We start from the raw sequence: 21,968 nt of genomic DNA, 5'->3' as shown, positions 1-21,968 counted from the left end.
AACTGCTGAACGTCGACTCTGCAGATTGGGCAACAGGTGGATATCACCTTCATGGTGGCGCTGGTCATAGCACTGGCACTATTTTTCGACTTCACGAACGGGTTCCACGACACCGCGAACGCCATGGCCACACCCATTGCAACGGGCGCCATCAAACCACGGACAGCGGTTGCCTTGGCGGCCGTCCTGAACCTGGTAGGCGCCTTCCTCTCCACAGAGGTGGCCAAAACGGTATCGGGCGGAATCATCCGCGAAGGATCGGGCGGCGTGCAGATCACCCCGGAGATCATCTTCGCCGGTCTCATGGGAGCCGTCCTGTGGAACATGGTCACCTGGCTCAAAGGCCTGCCGTCCAGCTCATCGCATGCACTCTTCGGCGGTCTGATCGGCGCCGCCGTGGTCGGGGCCGGGTTCAGCTCGGTCAACTTCGAGAGCCTGTTGCAGAAAGTCATCCTTCCCGCCGTCTTCGCGCCGGTCATCGCAGGCCTTGCCGCCTACGTCTGCACCCGGCTGGCCTACGCGCTCACCGCCCGCCACGACCCTGAGACGGGCAGCAAACTCACCCAGAAGCGCGGCGGTTTCCGCACCGGCCAGATCTTCACCTCCAGCCTGGTTGCACTTGCCCACGGCACCAACGACGCGCAGAAGACCATGGGCATCATCACCCTGGTGCTGATCGCCGCCGGAAGCCAGGCTCCCGGCTCGGGCCCGCAGCTCTGGGTCATCACCGCCTGCGCCATGGCCATCGCCATCGGCACCTACGCCGGCGGCTGGCGCATCATCCGCACCATGGGCTCGGGCCTGACGGAGGTCAAGCCCGCGCAGGGTTTCGCGGCCGAGACCAGCACCGCCTCCGCCATCCTCGCCTCCTCCCACCTTGGCTTCGCCCTCTCCACCACCCAGGTGGCGTCCGGTTCCGTGATCGGCTCCGGAATGGGGCGCCGCGGAACCACGGTCCGCTGGAACATGGTGGGCAAGATCGCACTCGGCTGGCTCTTCACCCTGCCGGCAGCGGGAATCGTCGGCGCCCTGACCGCCCTGCTGGTAAAGACCGGGGCCGTGGGCGTACTGATCGCCGCCGTGGCAGGCAGCGCCGCCGTGCTGTTCATGTTCTTCTACTCGCGCAAGTCTGACGTGGGCCACCAGAACGCGGTCGAGGTCGAGGAAGCCGGCCAGGCCGTCCGCTTCGCCAAGAAGAAGGCCATGGCACGTGCCCGGGCCAAAGCGAAGGAACAAGCCAAGGCCGAGACTGACGCCGCCGCCAACACCCCCAAGGAGAATCAGCGATGAAGTGGTTGGAACTCCTGACCGTCGCGGGTACCACCCTCATTTCGGCCGCCGTCGTGGTCACCCTTTACTCGCTGGGCGTCAGGTTTACGGCAATCGCCGCCGACGCCCAGCAACCCTCTCCCGGAATCAAGCGGTCGGTGGCCTATGTGTGCTTCGGCCTCTGCGGCGCGGCCGTACTCTTCGGGCTCTACCTGATCATCCCGTACTTCACTAAATAGCGTGCCCCGCAGGCTTGGCCCGGTCCTGGGCAGCGCCGCGGGCGTTGGCTAGGCTGGGCTCATGCCGCGCATCCAATACTTCGTTGCCGCCTCCCTGGACGGATTCATCGCCACCTCCGCGGACGACCTCGGCTGGCTCCTGCAGTTCGACGGTTTTGAGGGCGGAGCGGAAAGCTACGACACCTTCATGTCCGGGGTGGGATGCATTGTCATGGGCGGAGAGACCTACGCCTGGCTGCAGGAGCACGACGCCGGCACCTGGCCCTACGCGGGCACGCCAACATACGTCTTCACGCACCACGAGTACACGGCCCCCGCCGGCGCCGATGTCACATTCGTCCGGGGCGACGTCCGCGAATTTGTCACCGACTTTCGGGCATCCGCGCAAGGCAGGAACATCTGGGTGGTGGGCGGCGGCAACCTGGCCGCCCAGTTTGCCGACGCCGGGCTGCTGGAAGAGATCATCCTCTCCCTGATTCCGGTGGTGTTGGGGGAGGGAAAGCGTCTGCTGCCGCTCAAGGGCCCGACGCCGCCGCTTGAGCTGGCTGCCTCGCGCACCCTGGGCCGGGGGATCGTTGAGCTGCGCTACCTGATGGCTGCGGCGGCGCCAGGGCCCGGCGCTGCCTGACTCAGCCGGCGTTGTCGCGGAGCATGTTGGTGATCCGCGCGGATGACAGCCGCCGCCCCCGGGCATCGGTCATGACCACTTCGTGGGTGGCGAGAGTGCGGCCCAAATGGATCGCGGTGCAGGTACCAGTGACGAGGCCCTGTGCTATGGACCGGTGATGGGTGGCGTTGACCTCGATGCCGACAGCGTGCCGGCCGGGGCCCGCATGCATCCCGGCGGCGAACGAACCAAGGGTTTCCGCCAGCACCACGTGGGCACCGCCGTGGAGGATTCCCGCCACCTGCGTGTTGCCCTCCACCGGCATGGTGGCCACGGTCCGTTCGGGGCTCATCTCCAGGAAATGGATCCCCATTTTGACCACCAGGGCGCCGACGCCGAAGGTGCCCAGCCAGTCGTGCATATGGTCGGGGATTCCGGCGGCTGCGAGCTCTTCGGCGAAGGGGCCCGGCGTGAAATTGTCTGTCATGGCAACTAGGCTGGCACCTGTGAGTGAAACAACCAAACCGGCCCCTTTCCCGTCCCAGGTCTTGGAGGCAGAGCCCGCGGCGCAGCCCGACTCAACCCCCAAGGATCCGGCAGCCCAAGCCGCTGCCCCTGCTGCCGCCGGCCCGGTTTCCGCAACGGTTGCCCCCGTGGTCCCCATCACCGGCCAGCCGCGGCTCCTGGTGCTTGACGGACACTCCATGGCGTTCCGGGCGTTCTTCGCGCTTCCGGCGGACAAATTCTCCACCGCCAACGGCCAGCACACCAACGCCATCCACGGGTTTACGTCCATGCTGATCAACCTCATCAAGGAGCAGCAGCCTACCCACATCGCCGTTGCCTTCGACGTCTCGGACGAATCCACGCACCGCAAGGTCGAGTACAGCGAATACAAGGGCGGCCGGAACGAGACACCCCGCGAGATGAGCGGGCAGATCGACCTCATCGGCCAGGTGATGGAGGCCTGGGGGATCAAGACCATCAAGATGCCCGGCTACGAAGCTGACGACATCCTGGCCACCCTTGCCGCGATGGGGGAAAAGGCCGGCTTCGAGGTCCTCCTTGTTTCGGGCGACCGGGATGCCTTCCAGCTCATCACGGACAACGTCTTTGTTCTCTATCCCAAGAAGGGCGTCAGCGACATCCCCCGGATGGACGCCGCAGCCATCGAAGCCAAGTACTTCGTGAGCCCGTCCCGCTACTCCGACCTCGCTGCCCTGGTAGGAGAGTCGGCGGACAACCTGCCCGGCGTGCCCGGTGTCGGGCCCAAGACGGCGGCGAAGTGGATCAACCTCTACGGCGGCCTCGAAGGGGTCCTGGAACACATCGACTCCATCGGCGGCAAGGTGGGCGACGCCTTGCGCGGGAACGTGGATGCCGTCAAGCGCAACCGCCGGTTGAACCAGCTCCACACCGACCTCGACCTGCCGGTGACACTGGACGACCTCTACCAGCCCCGGCCCGACCAGGCAGTGCTGGAGGATCTCTTCGACCAGCTCGAGTTCAAGGCCATCCGCGGCCGCCTTTTCGCCCTGTACGGCGACGCTGACACCCCGGCGGCGGAGCGCGACAGCATCGACACACCGGAGTACAGCACCCCCGCGGACGCTGCGGAACTTGCGGCGTTCCTGGCCGCCTCAGCCGGCCACCGGTCCGCCCTCGCCGTGGACCTGGTACCCGGGCGGATCGGCGAGGACGCGGCGGCGCTGGCGATCGCCCGCGCCGATGCCGCCGCCTACATCGACCTCACCGGCCAGGATGCCGGCACCGAAAACGTGCTGGCCGCGTGGCTCCGTGACCCGGAGGCGCCCAAGGTGATGCACGGCTTCAAGGCCGCGCTGAAGGCATTGGCGGCCCGCGGGCTCGAGCTGGACGGCGTGGTGGATGACACCTCCATTTCCGGTTACCTGATCGAGCCGGACCGGCGCACGTACGAGCTCGCCGAGCTGGCCCAGCACCACCTCAACGTGGGTATCTCCGCGGCCACCGCCAAGGCAGGGCAACTCGAGTTGTCCTTCGACGGCGAGGACACAGCCGCCGCTGACGCCCTGGTCCAGGCCGGCGCCGTGGTGCTCGCCCTCAGCCGTTTCTTCGACGACGAACTCAAGGAGCGCCGGGCCGAAGAGCTGCTGTCCACCCTTGAGCTTCCGGTCAGCCGTGTCCTTGCGGACATGGAGCGCTCGGGCATTGCCATTGACATGGACAAGATGGACGAACAGCTCGCCGACCTGGCGCGGGTGATCGACCAGGCCCAGGAGCAGGCGTTCGCTGCCATCGGGCACGAGGTTAACCTCGGCTCGCCCAAGCAGCTCCAGACCGTGCTGTTTGACGAACTGCAACTGCCCAAGACCAAGAAGATCAAGTCCGGCTACACCACGGACGCCGCATCCCTGAAGAACCTCCTGGAGAAAACCGGGCACGAGTTCCTGGTCCAGCTCATGGCCCACCGCGAGGCCGCCAAGCTGCGCCAGATGCTGGAGTCGTTGAAGAAGTCGGTGGCCGAGGACGGCCGCATCCACACCACCTACGCCCAGAACGTGGCGGCCACGGGCCGGATCTCCTCGAACAACCCCAACCTGCAGAACATCCCCATCCGCAGCGAGGAAGGCCGGCGGGTCCGCGGCATCTTTGTGGTCAGCGACGGTTACGAGTGCCTGCTGTCTGCCGACTACTCCCAGATCGAAATGCGGATCATGGCGCACCTCTCCGGCGACGAAGGCCTGATCCAGGCCTACAAGGACGGCGAGGACCTGCACCGGTTCGTCGGTTCAAACATCTTCCACGTCCCCACGGACCAGGTCACCAGCGCCATGCGGTCCAAGGTCAAGGCCATGTCCTACGGGCTGGCTTACGGCCTGACCTCGTTCGGCCTGTCCAAGCAGCTGGAGATCTCAGTCGACGAGGCACGCACCCTGATGAAGGACTACTTCGACCGCTTCGGCGCCGTCCGCGACTACCTGCGGGGCGTGGTGGACCAGGCCCGGGTGGATGGCTACACGGCCACTATTGAGGGCCGCCGCCGCTACCTCCCGGACCTCACCAGCACGGACCGGCAGCTGCGCGAAAACGCTGAGCGCATCGCCTTGAACAGCCCCATCCAGGGTTCCGCCGCGGACATCATCAAGCGGGCCATGCTGGGTGTGCAGGGTGAGCTGAAGGCGGAGGGGCTGAAGTCCAGGATGCTGCTCCAGGTCCATGACGAACTGGTCCTTGAGGTGGCTGCGGGGGAGCGGGCAGCCGTGGAGAAACTGGTCACCGAGCAGATGGCGGCCGCTGCCGAGCTCAGCGTGCCCCTCGAAGTGCAGATTGGGGTCGGCCCCAGCTGGTACGACGCCGGCCACTAGGCGGCCAGGCAGACCGTAAGGCGGCAGGCGTGTCCGTGCTGGTCAAGCGCCGGATTCATTAGCTAGGCTCGGGCAAATGGGTGATCTGAGCGGAAACTATGAAATCCGGCGCTTTCCGGCGGTGTCCAAGGGCAACGAAGGGTACGCGGAAGCCGAAACCTGGGCCCAGGCCGTAGGGTTCGGTTTCCACGAGTCAACCCGCACTCCCGAACATCGGGAACGGTCCCTTGCCACCTATGAGGCCGACGGCCGGATCTTCACCGGGGTCTACCAGACCGGCCCGGTGGCGCCCTCGTCGCTGCCGGCCCAGGTGCCTGTGGCCACGTTCGGGAGCTTCCGCAAGACCCTGAACGTCGGGTTTGGCCGCATGCTGGAAACCCAGATGGTCACGGCTGTGACCGTGCGCACCTCGCACCGGCGCCGCGGCCTCCTGCGCCGCATGATGACCGAAGACCTCCAGGCCGCCAAGGACGACGGCATCGCCATGGCAGCGCTGACGGCCTCGGAAGGCAGCATCTACGGCAGGTTCGGCTACGGCGTGGCAAGCCTCGAACGCACCGTAAAAGTGGACACCACCGGCCGGTTCGCCCTGCGGCACCAGGCGACCGGTGCCGTGGAGGTCGCGGACCCGAAAATCCTGCTTGACATAGCCCCTGCCGTATTCGAGCGGGTCCACCGCCATACGCCCGGGTCCCTTGGCCGTCAGGAGTGGTACCGTCAGCTGGCCTCGGGGTCGCTGGGACGCGACGGCAAGGAGGATCCCGCCATCAAGGTGGCGCTGCACTACGGCCCGGATGCAACCATCGACGGCTACGTCTCCTATAAGTTCCTCGGCTGGGAAACCTCCCCGTACACGGTGGAAGTGGTGGACCTGGTGGCGGCCACGGACCACGCCTACCTTGAACTCTGGCAGTACCTGGCGGCCATCGACCTGGTGGAACGGGTCACCTGGAACGAAGCGCCGGTGGACGACCCCCTCACCTGGGCTCTGGCGGACCCGCGGTGCATTGACGCCTCGGACAGCAGGGACATGCTCTGGCTGAGGATCCTCGAAATCCCCCAAGCCCTCGCCGCACGGCACTACCCGGCCGACGGACGGCTGGTGCTCGGGGTCGAAGACCCGCTGGGCCTCACGCCGGGGACCTTCGCGCTGACGGTCCAAGGCGGCCAGGCCGACGTCGAACGCCTGCCGGATGGCACCGCGGCCGATCTTGAGCTGGGTGTCTCCGCCCTGTCTTCGATCTTCCTGGGCGGGGTGTGCCCGGTAACCCTGAAGGCTGCCGGCGCCATCGGCGAGCCATCGCCCGGGGCCGCGCTCACGGCGCGGCAGATGTTTGCGGTGGAACGGGCGACGCACTGCCTGACCCACTTCTGAGGCCCCGTCTTCGTCCTGCCGCCGCTTTGACCGGCGTTGCCGGCACCGACTAGAATAAACGGGCGTGTACCACGTGCACGTCTTTACGGCCCTCTCGGGCTGCATTGAAAGTAATCCACAAAATCAGGATGACCCGGAGGATCCGTCGGATTCGCCGTGAATCGCGCCTGCGTTCCATAACGTGGGCGCGCCGGTTTGCCTGACCGACTAACTATCCACAACGGAGCCCCTACTACATGACCATCACCTCCACCGAGAAGCCCGGTACCCCCGTAGTCGCCATTAACGACATCGGTACCGCTGAGGACTTCCTCGCAGCTGTCGACGCCACCATCAAGTACTTCAACGACGGAGACCTCGTCGAAGGTACCGTCGTCAAGGTCGACCGCGATGAAGTCCTGCTCGACATCGGTTACAAGACCGAAGGTGTCATCCCCTCCCGCGAGCTGTCCATCAAGCACGACGTTGATCCCGGGGACGTTGTCTCCGTTGGCGATCAGGTCGAAGCCCTGGTGCTCACCAAGGAAGACAAAGAAGGCCGCCTGATCCTCTCCAAGAAGCGTGCTCAGTACGAGCGTGCCTGGGGCGACATCGAGAAGGTCAAGGAAGAAGACGGTGTTGTCACCGGTACCGTCATCGAGGTTGTCAAGGGTGGTCTTATCCTCGACATCGGCCTGCGCGGCTTCCTGCCCGCATCCCTGGTCGAAATGCGTCGCGTGCGCGACCTGGCTCCGTACATCGGTCAGCAGATCGAAGCCAAGATCATCGAGCTGGACAAGAACCGCAACAACGTTGTGCTGTCCCGCCGTGCATGGCTCGAGCAGACCCAGTCCGAGGTCCGCTCCACCTTCCTCAACAAGCTGGAAAAGGGCCAGGTCCGTCCCGGCGTTGTTTCCTCCATCGTCAACTTCGGTGCCTTCGTGGACCTGGGCGGCGTAGACGGCCTGGTTCACGTTTCCGAGCTGTCCTGGAAGCACATCGACCACCCGTCCGAGGTTGTCGAAGTTGGCCAGGAAGTCACCGTCGAGGTTCTCGAGGTGGACCTGGACCGCGAGCGCGTCTCCCTGTCGCTCAAGGCTACGCAGGAAGATCCGTGGCAGACCTTCGCCCGCACCCACGCCCTCGGCCAGGTTGTTCCGGGTAAGGTCACCAAGCTGGTTCCGTTCGGTGCGTTCGTTCGCGTCGAAGACGGCATCGAAGGCCTGGTCCACATCTCCGAGCTCGCCGTGCGCCACGTTGAACTGGCCGAGCAGGTTGTCTCCGTTGGCGACGAACTGTTCGTCAAGGTCATCGACATCGACCTCGAACGCCGCCGCATCTCGCTGTCCCTCAAGCAGGCCAACGAGGGCGTCGACGCCGACAGCACCGAATTCGATCCGGCTCTCTACGGCATGGCCGCAGAGTACGACGAAGAGGGCAACTACAAGTACCCGGAGGGCTTCGACCCGGAGTCCAACGAGTGGCTTGAAGGCTACGAGAACCAGCGCGCCGCCTGGGAGCAGCAGTACGCTGACGCCCAGACCCGTTGGGAAGCCCACAAGAAGCAGGTTGCCCAGCACGCTGCCGACGACGCTGCTGCTGCAACGTCCGGTGACAGCGACTCCGGCACCACCAGCTACTCCTCCGAGCCTGCTGCCACCGAGTCCGGTGCCGGCACCCTGGCTTCGGACGAGGCACTTGCTGCACTGCGTGAGAAGCTGACCGGCAACTAATTGCCACCGGTGCCGGTTCTTCCGGCACCAACGGAAACAGGCCCCCTGCCAAAGGCAGGGGGCCTGTTTTCTTTATGCCACGGCCTGTGCCGCCGCGGCAGCGTACTGCACCCTCACAGGAGGACGACGGCGTGCACCGTCCCGTCGTCCCCGGGCGTCAGCACGGCGCCTGCTGCTGCCAGGAGGTGCCGGGCGCCCAGGTTGCCGGCGAGGGTGCGGGCAGTGACGCGGTGCAGTCCCGCCCGCCGGGCTTCATCGAGGACCAGTGCAAGGGCGGCGTGGGCGATCCCGCGTGAGCGAAAGCTCCGGCCCAGCCAAATCCCTGTTTCGGCCGAAGCCGGTTCCGCGTCGGGTTCCCGCTAGAGCCGGATGGAACCGGCCACATCACCGCCGCTGAATACAGCCCAGGACTTCTCCGCCGCGGGTCCGTCAAGGCCGGCGGCTGCCGCGTGGTGGTAGCTGAAGAACCAGGCGGTGCGCTCAAGGTTCCAGCCGGGGCCGCCGAGCGGTGGCGCCACTTCGTCGGGGGAGGCATCCCGTTTGGCCAGTTCGAGCAGCTGGTCCGCGACTGCCCGGTCAACATCCACGATGGTGACCTCAGGCAACTTGTTCATCTATCCATTCCGTTCCTTCCGGAGCGAGCGCGGCAGCCCCTGCGGTCAGTTGCTGGATCCGTTCCGTCGCGGCTGCAATGACTTCCGCGTGATCGGGTACGGCAACGCGCAGCACCGTGAGGCGGTCCTCGTAAGTGGTTTCAGCCATCACCAGTCCGGCAGCACGCAGATCGTTCTCCAGCCGCCCGGCCCCGGCATGCGGCACCGCAGTGGAGCATATCCGCAGCCTGCTGCGGCGGATCAGGGGTGCCAGCTCCAAGGACGCGGAGACGGATTCCGAGTAGGCGCGGACCAGGCCGCCCGCGCCCAGCAGCACGCCGCCAAAATACCGTACGACGACGGCACTGATGTCGCTGAGGTCGGTCACCCCGGGTGCCGTCTCCCTTTTCAGCAGGGCTTCGAGCATGGGGATCCCTGCGGTACCGGCGGGCTCGCCGTCGTCGCTGGAACGCTGGATGGTGCGGTCCGGGCCGAGGACGAACGCGGAGCAGTGATGGCGGGCATCGTGGAACTCGCGGCGGAGGCCGGCGACGAGTTCGCGGGCCTCTTCTTCCGTGCCGGACCTGCGGAGGACGGTGATGAACCTGGACCGCTTGATCTCCAGCTCATGCCGGTAGCCCGGGCCCGCTGCCAACGTGGTGTAGGAGGTGGTCCTGCTGTCTTCCGTCTGCACCCGCCCCAGTCTAGCGGCGGCCCATATCAGTGCCTTACGGGTGCGGCGGGCACTCCACAGTGCTCCCATGGCAGCCGGCCGCTCCGCGGTTCAGTAGGGTGGAAGGGTGTTGAAAATCGGCTTGACGGGCGGAATTGCCTCAGGGAAATCGGTGGTGGCGGCCCGGCTGGAGGAGCACGGTGCCGTCCTGGTGGACGCCGACGCGCTGGCCCGGGAAGTGGTTGAGCCCGGAACCGAAGGCCTGGACCGGATCGCTGCGGAGTTTGGCGCGGACATGCTCGACGGCGACGGGCGGCTCGACCGCGCCCGCCTCGGCGCGGCGGTGTTCGGCCGGCCGGAACGCCTCGCCGCACTGAACGCGATTGTCCACCCCCTGGTGCGCTCCCAGGCCGCCGCACTCACGGCGGCAGCCCCGGATGACGCCGTCGTGGTCCAGGACATTCCCCTGCTGGTCGAGACCGGTCAGGGGAGCAGCTTCCACCTGGTGGTAGTGGTGGACGCCCTCGACGACCTCCGGCTGCAGCGCATGCAGGAGCTGCGGGGAATGACCGCCGAGGCGGCCCGTTCACGGATGGCGGCCCAGGCATCTCGAAGTGACCGGCTGGCCGCTGCCGACGTCGTCGTGGACAACTCCAGCACCCTGCAGCACCTCCTGGAGCAGGTGGACCGGCTGTGGGACACGCGACTGGTGCCGTTCGCCCACAACCTCGCGGCGGGGACACGTGCACCGCGCCGGGGGGGAGCGGTGCTGGAACCGCACCGCGAGGAATGGGCCCGCCAGGCCGCCCGGATCGCGGCGCGGCTTGTGGCTGCGGCCCCGGAACTCATCTTGGCGGTGGACCATGTTGGATCCACCGCCGTTCCCGGCCTGGCCGCCAAGGACGTCATCGACCTGCAGGTAGCGGTACAGGATCTCGGGGCGGCCGAACAGCTGGCCCCGTTCCTGGCCGCCGCCGGATACCCGGCGGTCCGGGGGGTCGAATCGGATACGCCTAAGCCAGGTACACCCGATCCCGCAGCCTGGCTCAAGCGATTCCACGCCAATGCGGATCCCTGCCGTGCGGTGAACGTGCACGTCCGGCCGGCCGGTTCGGCCGGATGGCGGTATGCGCTGATGTTCCGCGACTGGCTGCGGGCCGATCCCTCCGCGCTCACCCTCTACCAGGAGCACAAGGCGGACCTCGCCCGCCGCTTCTCCGGCTCCGCCGGAACCGCACCCTACGCGGAGGCAAAGGAACCGTGGTTCACCGATGTCGCGTGGCCGCTGATGTCGGCCTGGGCCCAGGCAACCGGCTGGGAGCCGCCGTCGTACGCGTCCTGAAGCTGCCGGCCGCCCCGGCGGCTGTTCGCCTGTAACGGACGCGGCCACCCAGTGTCAGTGCGCGGCTGTAAATTAGATTCATGAGCCTTGCGCAGGAGATCAACCGTGTTGTAGCGCCCTTCGAAGTCATCAGCGAGTTCAAACCTGCGGGAGACCAGCCGGCCGCCATCGCGGAGCTGACGGAGCGCATCAACAACGGTGAGAAGGACGTGGTGCTGCTCGGTGCCACCGGTACCGGCAAGAGCGCCACCACCGCGTGGCTCATTGAGCAGGTTCAACGGCCCACCCTGGTGATGGTCCAGAACAAGACCCTTGCCGCCCAGCTGGCCAATGAGTTCCGTGAATTGCTGCCCAACAACGCGGTGGAGTACTTCGTTTCCTACTACGACTACTACCAGCCCGAAGCCTACGTGGCGCAGACTGACACCTTCATCGAGAAGGACTCTTCCATCAACGAGGAAGTCGAACGCCTCCGGCACTCCGCCACCAACGCGCTGCTGACGCGCCGCGACGTGATTGTGGTGGCCACCGTGTCCTGCATCTACGGCCTTGGAACCCCCGAAGAATACATTTCCGGGATGGTCACCCTGCGGAAGGGCGCCGAAATGAACCGGGACGACCTCCTGCGCAAGTTCGTCTCCATGCAGTACGCGCGCAACGACATGGACTTCCACCGCGGGACGTTCCGGGTCCGCGGCGACACCGTGGAAATCATTCCGATGTACGAGGAACTGGCCATCCGGATCGAGTTCTTCGGCGACGAAATCGAGAACATCCACACCCTCCACCCGCTCACCGGCGAGGTCATCCGCGACGAGGAAGAGATGTACGTCTTCCCCGCCTCGCACTACGTCGCCGGACCGGAGCGGATGGCACGGGCCATCAAGCGTATCGAGGATGAACTGGCGGACCGGTTGAAGGTGCTGGAGAGCCAAAACAAGCTCGTCGAAGCCCAGCGGCTGCGGATGCGCACCACGTACGACCTCGAAATGATGCAGCAGATGGGCTTCTGCAACGGCATCGAGAACTACTCCGCGCATATCGACGGCCGCGGGCCCGGCACTGCGCCGCACTGCCTGATCGACTACTTCCCGGACGACTTCCTGCTGGTGGTGGACGAGTCCCACGTGACCATTCCCCAGATCGGCGCCATGTACGAAGGCGACATGTCCCGCAAACGGAACCTCGTGGACTTCGGCTTCCGGTTGCCTTCCGCCATGGACAACCGGCCGCTGAAATGGGACGAGTTCCTCCAGCGCGTAGGCCAGACCGTCTACCTGTCGGCCACCCCAGGCAAGTATGAGCTCGGCAAGGCGGACGGATTCGTCCAGCAGATCATTCGTCCCACCGGGCTGGTGGACCCCGAGGTGGTGGTCAAGCCCACCAAGGGACAGATCGACGACCTCCTCGGGGAGATCAAGACCCGGGTGGAGAAGGACGAACGTGTCCTGGTGACCACGCTGACCAAACGCATGGCGGAGGACCTAACCGACTACCTGCTGGGCCACGGCGTGAAGGTGGAATACCTGCACTCCGACGTTGACACCCTGCGCCGTGTGGAACTCCTGCGCGAGCTGCGGATGGGTTCCTTCGATGTCCTGGTGGGCATCAACCTGCTCCGTGAGGGCCTCGACCTGCCCGAAGTGTCGCTGGTCAGCATCCTTGATGCGGACAAGGAAGGGTTCCTGCGCTCGTCCACCTCGCTCATCCAGACCATCGGACGTGCCGCCCGTAACGTCTCGGGCCAGGTGCACATGTACGCGGACCGGATTACCGACTCCATGGCTCTTGCTATCGACGAAACCAACCGCCGACGCGCCATCCAGGTGGCGTACAACAAGGAACACGGCGTCGATCCGCAGCCGCTGCGGAAGAAGATCGCCGACATCACGGACCAGTTGGCCAAGGAAGATGCCGATACCGATGCGCTGCTGGGCAGCTTCGACTACGGCAAGGGCAAGCGCGGCATCACCGGGTCCAACAAGGCCGGCGCCAAGAAGGGCGCGGCGCAGGTCCGTTCGGACGGCCTGGCGGCTGCCCCGGCAGAGGATCTGGTGGGCCTGATCGCACAGCTCACGGAACAGATGCATGGCGCCGCGGCGGACCTCCAGTTCGAGGTGGCGGCACGGATCCGTGACGAAGTCAGCGAACTTAAGAAAGAGCTGCGCCAGATGCAGGCCGCCGGCCACGCCTAGGACGCATACCCGCCACGCGGCCCGGAGTGGGCGATGCAGAATGCGGCGGGCACCTCCCGTGGGGAGGTGCCCGCCGCATTCATGCCAAGCGGTCCCGGCGCGCTACTTCCTGGCGGAGTCGATCATGGACTGCGCCTCCTGCATCAGGCCCTTGGCTGCATCCGAGGGGGACTTGCGGTCGAAGAGGACGTCCGTGCAGTACCGCTGGATCAAGGCCTGCACCCCGGATGAACCGGTCGGAGGCACCGGCGGCCCGCTCTGCAGGTCAGGCTTGATGTCCTTCAGGAACGCTGCGGCGGACTTGTCTGCCGGGGTCAGCAGCGGGTCGATTGCCGTCTGGACCTCCGAATTCGTGGGGAAGCCGCGCTCGGTCAGGATGGTCTTGGCGGAGTCCAGGTTGTTGAGCATGTAGTTGACCACCTCCGCAGCTTCCTTTGGATGCTTGCTGCGCGAGGACACGGACCAGAACATGGACGGCTTGTAGGACATTCCGTTGTCCTTGGCGCTGCCGGTGGAACTGGGCGCGCGCAGGATCTTGACGTCGGTCTTCAGCGCGGACTGGAGGGCGTTCACCTGGTTGGTCCACCACCACGACATCGCGGTCTTGCCGGTGGCGAACAGCGTCTGTTCCACCGGGGCGCTGACGTCCTCGGTGGCAATGTTTGCCGGCGGGGCTGCTCCCGCGTTCCGCAGGTTCAGCAAGTTCTGGAAGAAGGACGTGGCGGTGCCCTCCTTGAAGCCGAGGCCGCCGTCCGACGAGTAGAGCGACTCGCCGTGCTGCATCGCCCAGGTGTTCAGGTCGGAGTCCGTCAGCGAGTAGGAACTGCCATAGTTGGTCTGGCCGCCCTTGGCTGCCGCCTTCGCGATCTGGGCGGCAGTCTTGGTGTAGTCATCCCAGGTCCAGGTCTTGTCGTCCGGGATGGGAACACCGTAGTCCTGGAACATCTTGGTGTTGATCATCACTGCCTTGGCGTTCTGCCCGGTACTCAGGCCGAACTGCTTGCCGCTGACCTGACCGGAGTTCAGGGCGTCCTGGTCGATCTTGGAGGTGTCGATATTGCTTTGCTTTGAAAGGTCCAGGAGGGCGCCGCGGCCGCCGTACTCGGCGATGTAGGCCTGGTCCATCTGGATGACGTCGGGGGAATCGTTGGCCGCCGTGGTCGTAGCCAGTTTGTCCCAATAACTGCTCCAGACTCCGGGCTCGGCCTGGATCTTGATGGTGGGGTGGGAGGCCTGGAACGCGTCAATGACCTGTTGTGTTTCTTTGTTTCGAAGGTCGTTGCCCCACCACGTGAAGCGGACCGTGACGTTGCCGCCGCTGTCGCCGGAGGAGGCGTGAGAGCAGCCGGTGGCAACCATGGCGAGGGTGGCCGCAGCGGCGAGCGACTTGACCACCGTGCTGGTGCGAAGCGAAGTCTTCATGACCGTGACTTTCTGGAAGGTCTAACAGATGGGGCGAGAAACCGCTTTCTCACTGGATGTGATTATGACAGCAGCGCTTGCTGGCGGTCAATGGTTCCGGGAAACCGTTATCCGATGGCGCCGCTGGGGTAGAGTTGAACCCACGTAGGGGAGTATCCCAAGCGCTACGATCGTCAACACGCAGGGCATGGTTGCCCGGCCGGGCGTAGCGGGCCGCCACATCAGCACCAAGTGCACTGGCCGGCCGGAGAGACTTACACCATTTTGTGTACCCTGCGAAAGGCTTTCCCGTGCTCGACTTGCCCGTATGGTTCGAGGTTGGCTCATTTGTCATCCTCGGCCTGATCCTCCTGACCGACCTCTTCCTGGTGGTCCGCCGGCCCCATGAACCCTCCATGAAGGAAGCCGGCCTGTGGGTGGCCTTCTATGTGGCGCTGGCCATGGCGTTCGCCGGAGCGATGTTCGCGTTTACCGGCCCCGAATTCGGCAGCCAGTTCGTCGCTGGCTGGGTCACGGAATACAGCCTCAGCATCGACAACCTGTTCGTCTTCATCATCATCATGGCCAGGTTCTCCGTGCCGCGGAAATACCAGCAGGAGGTGTTGATGGTGGGGATCATCATCGCGCTCATCCTGCGCGGCATCTTCATCCTCCTCGGCGCCATTGTCATCGAACAGTTCAGCTGGGTGTTCTACATCTTCGGCGCATTCCTGCTGTGGACGGCCTGGAAGCAGGCGCAGGACGAGGGCGAAGAGGAAGAAGACCGCGAAAACCCCTTGATTGCCAGGATCCGCAAAGTGATTCCCATGTCGGAGAAGTTCGACGGCGGCAAGCTGCGGACCGTGGTGAACGGCAAAAAGGTGTTCACCCCGATGGTGATCGTCTTCATCACCATCGGCCTCACGGACCTCCTGTTCGCGGTGGACTCCATTCCGGCCATCTTCGGCCTCACCCAGAGCCCCTTCATCGTCTTCACCGCGAACCTTTTCGCCCTGATGGGGCTCCGCCAGCTGTACTTCCTCCTGGGCGGCCTGATGAACCGGCTGATCTACCTCAAGCACGCCTTGTCCGTTATCCTGGCGTTCATCGGCGTCAAGCTGGTCCTGCACGCCATGCACGTTAACGAACTGCCCTTCATCAACGGCGGCCGCCACATTGAGTGGGCGCCCGAGATTCCCACCTACGTCTCGCTGGCAGTCATCGTGGGGACCATCATCGTCGCCGTGGTTGCCAGCCTGCTCAGCTCCAAGGCCAAAGCCGCGGCGATCGATCCGCGGCTCGAGGAAGACGCCCGGAGGAGCCACAGCGACATCGACTAGGCGCCCTGCCGCATCTGTGCAGCGGGTAAGCCCGGGCAGGCCGGGCTTACCCGTTGCACAAGCCCCTGCTGCGCCCGCCGGCACAGGACTATGCTCGTAGCATGGCCCGCACAGCAGCCGAACAGCGGGTGCACCAGGTGCAGCGGCGCACCGTTGTGTTCCTGGACGCAGCCCAGGTTTTTGGCGGCATCGGCACGGGAGCCACCGTATCGATCGGATCCATCCTGGCCGTGGAACTGTCCGGTTCCAGCGCGTGGGCGGGCGCCGTGGCAACGGTCATGACGCTGGGTGCCGCGGCCGCCGCGCTTCCGCTGGCCTCGTTGGCCGACCACCGCGGGCGCAGGGCCGGCCAGGTGGCGGGTCTCTCGGCAGCCTTGGCCGGTGCCCTGCTCATGGTGCTGGCCGTGGTCTCCGGGCTCTTTATCCTGCTGCTCCTGGGCGCCGCAGGCATCGGCGTCGGCACCGCAGCCACCCTGCAGGCGCGGTTCGCGGCCGTGGACCTTGCAGCTTCCGAACACCGGGGGAGGGCACTGTCGGCGGTGGTCTGGGCAGTCACCGTGGGCGCCGTGACGGGTCCCAACCTCATCCAGCCCGGCACGGTGGTGGGGTCGGCGCTGGGCCTGCCGCCCGTAGCCGGACCATTCGTCATCTCCGCGGCCGGCCTGCTTATTGCCACCGTGCTCCTGTTCGCCGGGCTTCGCCCGGACCCGCTGCTGCTGGCACGCCAGCTCGCTGCCGCCGGGACCGGCACCGTCCAAGACCGTGCACCTGTGACTCCCGCCGGCACGGGGGCACCATATGCGGGCAGCTCCCTGATCCGCGGGCTCCGCGCCATCAGGGACTCCCGGACGGCAATCCTGGCAGTGACCGCCGTCATCGCGGCCCACGCGGTGATGTTGGGCGTAATGTCCATGACCCCGCTGCACCTGCAGCACCTGGTGGAAGGCCCGGCGTTCCACCCCGGGCACGTCGCGGAGGGGGACGTGCTGGTGATTATCGGCTTCACCATTTCACTGCACATTGCCGGGATGTTCGCGCTCTCGCCGGTCATGGGCTGGTTGACGGACAAAGCGGGCCGGATCGAGACCATCCTGATTGGCTTCACAGTGTTGACCGGTGCGGTGGTGGTTGCGGGGTTGGGGCAGTCTTCAACGCCGGCCGTGGCGGCAGGCCTTGTGCTGTTGGGCGTTGGCTGGTCGGCGGCCACAATCTCAGGCTCCACCCTGCTGGCCGAAAGCGTGGGGCGGGATGCCCGCGTGGCGGTGCAGGGTGTCTCGGACATGCTGATGGGTGCTGCCGGAGCGGCCGGCGGTGCGGTGTCGGGGCTTGTCCTGGGCGTCGTCGGCTACCTCGGCCTGAACCTGATCGGTGCCGCCATAGGGGCGGCCGTGCTGGCGGCAGCCCTTCTCGCCCGCACGTGGCGCCGCCAGTCAGCGGCTGCCTGACCGCGCCATCCCCAGCAGGCGGCCGAAGATCCGCTCACCGTCATCGGCGATTCCGTCGTGATGGAAGTCGGCGGTTTCCCACGCCTGCAACCCGCGGACCGCTGCCGCCGTCCGGAGGGAGAGGTCCCGGTCAACATAGATGTCGTCGGTGTACACGGCCGCTGCCACGGGGACTGTGTTGGCGGCCAGCGCCCGGGGGTCGTAGAGGGGCTTCCAGTCCTGCTTGGCTGCCAGCAGTTCGGCTACCTCCCGCAGCGGCTGGAGGGCGGGATCCTGCTCGAAGTACCACGGGTACACCATCTCGCCGGTCAGGAGCAGCGGCTCGGCGTCTGGCCTGAACCAAGGGTTTTCGCCAAGGATCCGCCACGCGGACCAGGCAGTGGCCTCCCCTTGGCCGTAGATGGATTCGTGCATCAGCGCATACAGCGGGTTGGAGCGGCGGGAGACGAGGCCCTGGAGCTGGTCCAGGAAGGAGTCGGACAGCCGGGGTCCACCTGGCGTGTCCACGAAGGCATCTTCCAGGAGGTAATGGAGGCTGTCCACGCGCGTGTTGCCGCCCAGGAACGCCCCAGCCATCTGGAACCGCTCCACGGTCAGGGGTGCGCCGTCGGGCATGATCTCGGTGGTGGACCGCAGGTGCCGGGCGATCCGCTCCACCCTGTGCCGGTCTTCGGGGTACCAGCCGAAGTATTCCTCGTTCCGGGCAGCCACGCGCTGGAATGTGGCGCGGTAGACGTCGTCGGCGCTGCCCGTCAGCGGTGCCAGCCCCCCGGTGATGAGCGCTTCGCGGAGCCCTTCGGGAGCGAAGGAAAGGTAGGTCAGGGCGCAAAATCCGCCGTAGCTTTGGCCGTAGATGGTCCAGGGCGGTGACTCGAGGGCGGCACGGATCAGTTCCGCGTCCGCCACGATCGAATCGGCCCGGAAGTGCTCCAGGTAGGCGGCCTGTTCCGCCGCATCCCCGCGCGCCGGCAGCGTATGCCGGTCGATGGGTGTGGACAGGCCGGTACCCCGCTGGTCCAGCATCAGGATACGGAAGTCGGCCGCCGCGGCTTTCGCCCAGCCGCCCAGCGATGCCCACCGGTTGCCGCGGCCGCCGGGGCCGCCCTGAAGGAAAAGGAGCCAGGGCAGGGCGGCCGCTGCCTCTTCACTGTGCGCGGCGGACACGTACTCACGCGCAAACACAGTGATGGTCTCAGCCGCCGGGGCTGAAGGGCCTTCCGGGGCGAAGTGGTCCAGGGGGACGGTGAACCAGTGTTCCACGGTCCGCATGCCGCGGAAGGAATGGCTGGCACCCACGTGGTGCCTGGCGGCCAATGCTGCTCCGCTTCGCCGCTCAACCACGGGCGGCTGCGGAGACGGGGGTGGTGGACTGCGCCCGGCCGAACCGGTCCAGCGCCTGGCCGCTCAGGCGGAAGGTCGACCACCCGTCCATGGGAACGGCGCCGGCACGGCGGTAGAAGTCGATGGACGGCTCGTTCCAGTCCAGCACGCTCCATTCAACGCGCGCGTAGCCGTTCTCGACGGCGATCCCGGCCAAGTGCTGCAGCAGGGCCTTGCCGTGCCCTTCGCCCCGGGCCCCCGGACTGACGTAGAGGTCCTCCAGGTAGATCCCGTGCACGCCCTCCCAGGTGGAGTAGTTCAGGAACCATAATGCAAAGCCCTGCACCTCGCCGCCGGCGTTCTCGGCCATGGCCGCGAATACGCTGGGGTTGCTGCCGAACAAGGCCCGCTGCAGCAGTTCGGGAGTGTTCCGGACGGCGTCGGGTTCCTTCTCGTATTCGGCCAATTCGTGGATCATCCGGAGGATGGCGGGAACATCGTGCGTGGTGGCGGGGCGGATAACACTCATTGTTCGAGCTTACCGCCGCTCCTGCGTCAGAGCCGGTTCACGTCCGTCACTCTCACCGCGGCGGTGCCGGACTCGTCCGATTCCGCCAGGTCCACCTCCGCGGAGATCCCCCAGTCGTGGTTGCCGGCGGGGTCGTCGAAGATCTGGCGGACCTTCCAGGTGCCGCGATCCTCGGTAATGATCAGCAGGCCGGGCCCGCGCGCGTCCGGGCCGGTGCCAATGTCGTCGTGTTCGTCGAAGTAGTCGTCCAGCGCGTCTTCCCAGCGCTCGGCACCCCACCCGGATTCGGCGTCGAGCTCGCCCAATGCTGCGGCGTCCTCGTCGGCGAACAGTTCCACGCGCCGGAACATCTCGTTGCGCACCATCACCCGGAAGGCGCGGATGTTGGAGGTCAACGACGGCGGGGGAGGCGGCGGCGCGTCATGCGGTGTGGGCGCGGCGCCGGAAGCCAGTTCCTCCCATTCGTCCAGGAGGCTGGAATCCACCTGCCTCACCAGCTCGCCCAGCCAGGCGGTCAGGTCCTCAAGGTCTTCCCGCAACATGTCCTGCGGCACGGTCTGGCGGAGAGCCTTGAAGGCATCGGCCAGGTAGCGCAGGACGATCCCCTCGGAACGGGCCAGCCCGTAGAACTGGACGAATTCGCCGAAGTTCATGGCGCGCTCGTACATATCGCGGACCACCGATTTGGGCGCGAGCTCGAAGTCGCCCACCCACGGCGCTGCCTTCCGGTACACCTCGAAGGCTTCGCCCAGGATCTCCGCGAGCGGTTGCGGGTAGGTCACTTCGTCCAGCATGGCCATCCGCTGGTCGTAGTCGATCCCGTCCGCCTTCATGGCCGCCACGGCTTCGCCGCGGGCCTTTTTCTGCTGTGCGGAGAGGATCTGCCGGGGTTTTTCGAGGGTCGCCTCGATCACGGACACCGCGTCCAGGGCGTACGACGGCGACTCCGGGTCGAGGAGGTCCAGTGCGGCGAGTGCGAACGGGGAGAGCGGCTGGTTCAGGGCAAAGTTCGCCTGAAGGTGGACGGTCAGCCGCACCGTGCGGCCGTCGGGACCCTGCTCTTCCGGCGGAATCCGCTCGACGACCTCGGCGGCCAGCAGTTCCCGGTAGATGCCCAGTGCCTTCTTCATCAGCCGCAGCTGGGAGGACCGTGGCTCATGGTTTTCGGTCAGCAGCCGCCTGGCCGCGGCAAACGGGTCCCCGGGCCTCTCCATCAGGTTCATCAGCATCGCGTGCGTGACCGTGAAACTCGAGGTCAGCGGGTCCGGCACCGATTCCACCAGCCGCTTGAACGTCGGCTCGCCCCACGAGACGAAGCCCTCGGGCGGCTTCTTCTTCACCACCTGGCGCAGTTTCTTCTGGTCATCGCCGAACTTTGCGGTGGCCTTGGCCATCGCCTTGACGTTCTCGATCACGTGCTCAGGCGCCTGTACCACCACCGTCCCGGCGGTGTCGTAGCCCGCGCGTCCGGCACGGCCGGCAATCTGATGGAACTCACGTGAGTTGAGCAGCCGGGTGCGGACGCCGTCGTACTTGCTGAGCGCGGTGAGGAGCACTGTCCTGATGGGGACGTTGATGCCGACACCCAGCGTGTCAGTGCCGCAAATAACCTTCAGCAGCCCCGCCTGTGCCAGCTGCTCCACCAGCCGGCGGTACTTGGGCAGCATGCCGGCGTGGTGGACTCCAATTCCGTGGCGCACCAGCCTGTTCAGCGTCTTGCCGAACCCGGCGGCAAACCGGAAGTTGGCGATCAGCTCGGCAATCTTGTCCTTTTCCTCCCGCGTGCACACGTTGATGCTCATGAGGTTCTGGGCGCGGTCGATCGCTTCGAGCTGGCTGAAGTGCACCACATAGACGGGCACCTGCCGGGTGGACAGCAGCTCCTCCAGCGTCTCGTGCACGGGGGTCTGGTGGTAGTAGTAGTGCAGCGGAATGGGCCGCTCCGCCGAGCTCACCGTGGTGGTGGGCCGGCCCGTCAAATCCGTCAGGCCTTCTTCGAAGCGGGCCACGTCCCCCAGCGTGGCGGACATCAGCAGGAACTGTGCCTGCGGAAGCTCCAGCAGGGGAACCTGCCATGCCCAGCCGCGCTGCGGGTCAGAGTAGAAATGGAACTCGTCCATGATCACTGCGCCCAGTTCGGCTGCGGAACCCTCGCGCAATGCGATGTTGGCGAGGATCTCGGCCGTGCAGCAAATGATGGGCGCGTCCTGGTTGACGCCGGAGTCGCCGGTAATCATCCCCACGTTCTCTGCGCCGAAGATGTCGCAGAGCGCAAAGAACTTTTCCGAGACGAGGGCCTTGATGGGCGCCGTGTAATAGCTGCGCCGGCCCTGCGCCATGGCCTGGAAGTGCGCCGCGATGGCCACCAGCGATTTGCCGGATCCGGTGGGGGTGGCCAGGATGACGTTCGCCCCGGTTGCCAGCTCCATGATGGCCTCATCCTGCGCCGGGTAGAGCGAGAGTCCCCGGCTTCCCGTCCACTCCACGAACCGGGTGTACAGGGCGTCGGGGTCGACGGCGGAGGCCTGGTTGGGGGCGGACAGATCGGTCAGCTGGTCAACGAGTTTCATTGAGTTCAACC

The 21,968-nt window shown here is 66.0% G+C and carries 18 protein-coding genes; 10 read left to right on the top strand and 8 right to left on the bottom strand.

Going from position 1 to position 21,968, the window contains the following annotated elements; genetic code table 11:
* Positions 1 to 36 precede the first annotated feature (36 nt).
* The 3 genes from QRN53_RS06185 (at position 37) to QRN53_RS06175 (ending at position 2,136) form a co-directional block, all read left to right on the top strand.
* Complete coding sequence (locus QRN53_RS06185) at positions 37 to 1,290, top strand: inorganic phosphate transporter (protein WP_285243128.1); 1,254 nt, start codon at positions 37 to 39, stop codon at positions 1,288 to 1,290.
* Complete coding sequence (locus QRN53_RS06180; protein ID WP_285243127.1) at positions 1,287 to 1,508, top strand: hypothetical protein; 222 nt, start codon at positions 1,287 to 1,289, stop codon at positions 1,506 to 1,508. Before QRN53_RS06185 ends, QRN53_RS06180 begins: the two co-directional genes overlap by 4 nt.
* 61 nt (positions 1,509 to 1,569) lie before the next feature.
* Positions 1,570 to 2,136 (top strand): dihydrofolate reductase family protein, encoded by a 567-nt coding sequence (locus QRN53_RS06175; protein ID WP_285243126.1) that lies wholly within the window; start codon positions 1,570 to 1,572, stop codon positions 2,134 to 2,136.
* 1 nt (position 2,137) lies between these two features.
* Here QRN53_RS06175 and QRN53_RS06170 read toward each other — a convergent pair whose 3' ends face one another.
* Positions 2,138 to 2,602: a hotdog fold thioesterase gene (locus tag QRN53_RS06170; RefSeq protein ID WP_285243125.1), complete on the bottom strand. Its 465-nt coding sequence runs from the start codon at positions 2,600 to 2,602 to the stop codon at positions 2,138 to 2,140.
* A gap of 217 nt (positions 2,603 to 2,819) precedes the next feature.
* Between QRN53_RS06170 and polA the strand changes: the two genes are divergently transcribed.
* From polA to rpsA, 3 genes are all read left to right on the top strand, one after another.
* Positions 2,820 to 5,462: a DNA polymerase I gene (gene polA, locus QRN53_RS06165; RefSeq protein ID WP_285243234.1), complete on the top strand. Its 2,643-nt coding sequence runs from the start codon at positions 2,820 to 2,822 to the stop codon at positions 5,460 to 5,462.
* A 76-nt stretch (positions 5,463 to 5,538) separates the two neighbouring features.
* Positions 5,539 to 6,837 carry a GNAT family N-acetyltransferase gene (locus QRN53_RS06160; RefSeq protein WP_285243124.1) on the top strand — a complete coding sequence of 433 codons (1,299 nt, stop codon included), beginning with the start codon at positions 5,539 to 5,541 and terminating at the stop codon, positions 6,835 to 6,837.
* 236 nt (positions 6,838 to 7,073) lie between these two features.
* The gene (rpsA, locus tag QRN53_RS06155) at positions 7,074 to 8,549 is read left to right on the top strand and encodes a 30S ribosomal protein S1 (RefSeq protein ID WP_285243123.1); all 1,476 of its coding nucleotides are present in this window, start codon (positions 7,074 to 7,076) and stop codon (positions 8,547 to 8,549) included.
* Between the two features lie 113 nt (positions 8,550 to 8,662).
* On the opposite strand, the gene QRN53_RS06150 is transcribed toward rpsA, so the two are convergent.
* From QRN53_RS06150 to QRN53_RS06140, 3 genes are read right to left on the bottom strand one after another with little or no spacing between them, the layout of a single operon-like run.
* Complete coding sequence (locus QRN53_RS06150; protein ID WP_350224160.1) at positions 8,663 to 8,863, bottom strand: GNAT family N-acetyltransferase; 201 nt, start codon at positions 8,861 to 8,863, stop codon at positions 8,663 to 8,665.
* Between the two features lie 45 nt (positions 8,864 to 8,908).
* Positions 8,909 to 9,163, bottom strand: coding sequence for a hypothetical protein (locus tag QRN53_RS06145; protein ID WP_285243122.1), 255 nt, complete (start codon positions 9,161 to 9,163; stop codon positions 8,909 to 8,911).
* Positions 9,147 to 9,836: an IMPACT family protein gene (locus QRN53_RS06140; protein ID WP_285243121.1), complete on the bottom strand. Its 690-nt coding sequence runs from the start codon at positions 9,834 to 9,836 to the stop codon at positions 9,147 to 9,149. The genes QRN53_RS06145 and QRN53_RS06140 overlap by 17 nt, the downstream gene beginning before the upstream one ends.
* 106 nt (positions 9,837 to 9,942) lie before the next feature.
* Here QRN53_RS06140 and coaE point away from each other — a divergent pair, with 106 nt between their 5' ends.
* On the top strand, positions 9,943 to 11,157 hold the full coding sequence (gene coaE, locus QRN53_RS06135; protein WP_285243120.1) for a dephospho-CoA kinase: 1,215 nt from the start codon (positions 9,943 to 9,945) through the stop codon (positions 11,155 to 11,157).
* An 80-nt stretch (positions 11,158 to 11,237) separates the two neighbouring features.
* Complete coding sequence (gene uvrB / locus QRN53_RS06130) at positions 11,238 to 13,352, top strand: excinuclease ABC subunit UvrB (protein ID WP_285243119.1); 2,115 nt, start codon at positions 11,238 to 11,240, stop codon at positions 13,350 to 13,352.
* A gap of 102 nt (positions 13,353 to 13,454) precedes the next feature.
* Here the strand turns inward: uvrB and QRN53_RS06125 are convergent, their stop codons facing one another.
* Entirely contained in the window at positions 13,455 to 14,774 is a 1,320-nt protein-coding gene (locus QRN53_RS06125) for an ABC transporter substrate-binding protein (protein WP_285243118.1), read from the bottom strand.
* Positions 14,775 to 15,064: 290 nt separating this feature from the next.
* Here QRN53_RS06125 and QRN53_RS06120 point away from each other — a divergent pair, with 290 nt between their 5' ends.
* Together QRN53_RS06120 and QRN53_RS06115 are read left to right on the top strand one after the other, a co-directional pair.
* Positions 15,065 to 16,093, top strand: coding sequence for a TerC family protein (locus QRN53_RS06120; RefSeq protein ID WP_285243117.1), 1,029 nt, complete (start codon positions 15,065 to 15,067; stop codon positions 16,091 to 16,093).
* A 101-nt stretch (positions 16,094 to 16,194) separates the two neighbouring features.
* Entirely contained in the window at positions 16,195 to 17,538 is a 1,344-nt protein-coding gene (locus QRN53_RS06115) for an MFS transporter (protein ID WP_285243116.1), read from the top strand.
* Here the strand turns inward: QRN53_RS06115 and QRN53_RS06110 are convergent.
* The 3 genes from QRN53_RS06110 to QRN53_RS06100 all read right to left on the bottom strand — a co-directional run bounded on the left by QRN53_RS06110 (position 17,524) and on the right by QRN53_RS06100 (position 21,957).
* Positions 17,524 to 18,807, bottom strand: coding sequence for an alpha/beta fold hydrolase (locus QRN53_RS06110; protein ID WP_285243232.1), 1,284 nt, complete (start codon positions 18,805 to 18,807; stop codon positions 17,524 to 17,526). The two genes, QRN53_RS06115 and QRN53_RS06110, sit on opposite strands and share 15 nt — an antisense overlap.
* A 64-nt stretch (positions 18,808 to 18,871) precedes the next feature.
* On the bottom strand, positions 18,872 to 19,387 hold the full coding sequence (locus QRN53_RS06105) for a GNAT family N-acetyltransferase (protein WP_285243115.1): 516 nt from the start codon (positions 19,385 to 19,387) through the stop codon (positions 18,872 to 18,874).
* 26 nt (positions 19,388 to 19,413) lie between these two features.
* The gene (locus tag QRN53_RS06100; RefSeq protein WP_285243114.1) at positions 19,414 to 21,957 is read right to left on the bottom strand and encodes a DEAD/DEAH box helicase; all 2,544 of its coding nucleotides are present in this window, start codon (positions 21,955 to 21,957) and stop codon (positions 19,414 to 19,416) included.
* Positions 21,958 to 21,968: the final 11 nt, after the last annotated feature.

This window comes from Pseudarthrobacter sp. fls2-241-R2A-127 (assembly GCF_030209355.1).
Lineage (GTDB): Bacteria > Actinomycetota > Actinomycetes > Actinomycetales > Micrococcaceae > Arthrobacter.
Note: the sequence above shows the minus strand (reverse complement) of the source record. Positions and strands in the feature narration are given on the sequence as shown.

Bases quoted from the DNA above. Each gene is read 5' to 3' on its own strand.
- QRN53_RS06145 (WP_285243122.1), bottom strand. From the start codon at position 9,163: ATGAACAAGTTGCCTGAGGTCACCATCGTGGATGTTGACCGGGCAGTC.
- QRN53_RS06160 (WP_285243124.1), top strand. From the start codon at position 5,539: ATGGGTGATCTGAGCGGAAACTATGAAATCCGGCGCTTTCCGGCGGTG.
- uvrB (WP_285243119.1), top strand. From the start codon at position 11,238: ATGAGCCTTGCGCAGGAGATCAACCGTGTTGTAGCGCCCTTCGAAGTC.
- QRN53_RS06175 (WP_285243126.1), top strand. From the start codon at position 1,570: ATGCCGCGCATCCAATACTTCGTTGCCGCCTCCCTGGACGGATTCATC.
- QRN53_RS06125 (WP_285243118.1), bottom strand. From the start codon at position 14,774: ATGAAGACTTCGCTTCGCACCAGCACGGTGGTCAAGTCGCTCGCCGCT.
- QRN53_RS06115 (WP_285243116.1), top strand. From the start codon at position 16,195: ATGGCCCGCACAGCAGCCGAACAGCGGGTGCACCAGGTGCAGCGGCGC.
- QRN53_RS06105 (WP_285243115.1), bottom strand. From the start codon at position 19,387: ATGAGTGTTATCCGCCCCGCCACCACGCACGATGTTCCCGCCATCCTC.
- QRN53_RS06110 (WP_285243232.1), bottom strand. From the start codon at position 18,807: ATGCGGACCGTGGAACACTGGTTCACCGTCCCCCTGGACCACTTCGCC.
- QRN53_RS06170 (WP_285243125.1), bottom strand. From the start codon at position 2,602: ATGACAGACAATTTCACGCCGGGCCCCTTCGCCGAAGAGCTCGCAGCC.
- QRN53_RS06100 (WP_285243114.1), bottom strand. From the start codon at position 21,957: ATGAAACTCGTTGACCAGCTGACCGATCTGTCCGCCCCCAACCAGGCC.
- polA (WP_285243234.1), top strand. From the start codon at position 2,820: ATGGCGTTCCGGGCGTTCTTCGCGCTTCCGGCGGACAAATTCTCCACC.
- QRN53_RS06180 (WP_285243127.1), top strand. From the start codon at position 1,287: ATGAAGTGGTTGGAACTCCTGACCGTCGCGGGTACCACCCTCATTTCG.
- rpsA (WP_285243123.1), top strand. From the start codon at position 7,074: ATGACCATCACCTCCACCGAGAAGCCCGGTACCCCCGTAGTCGCCATT.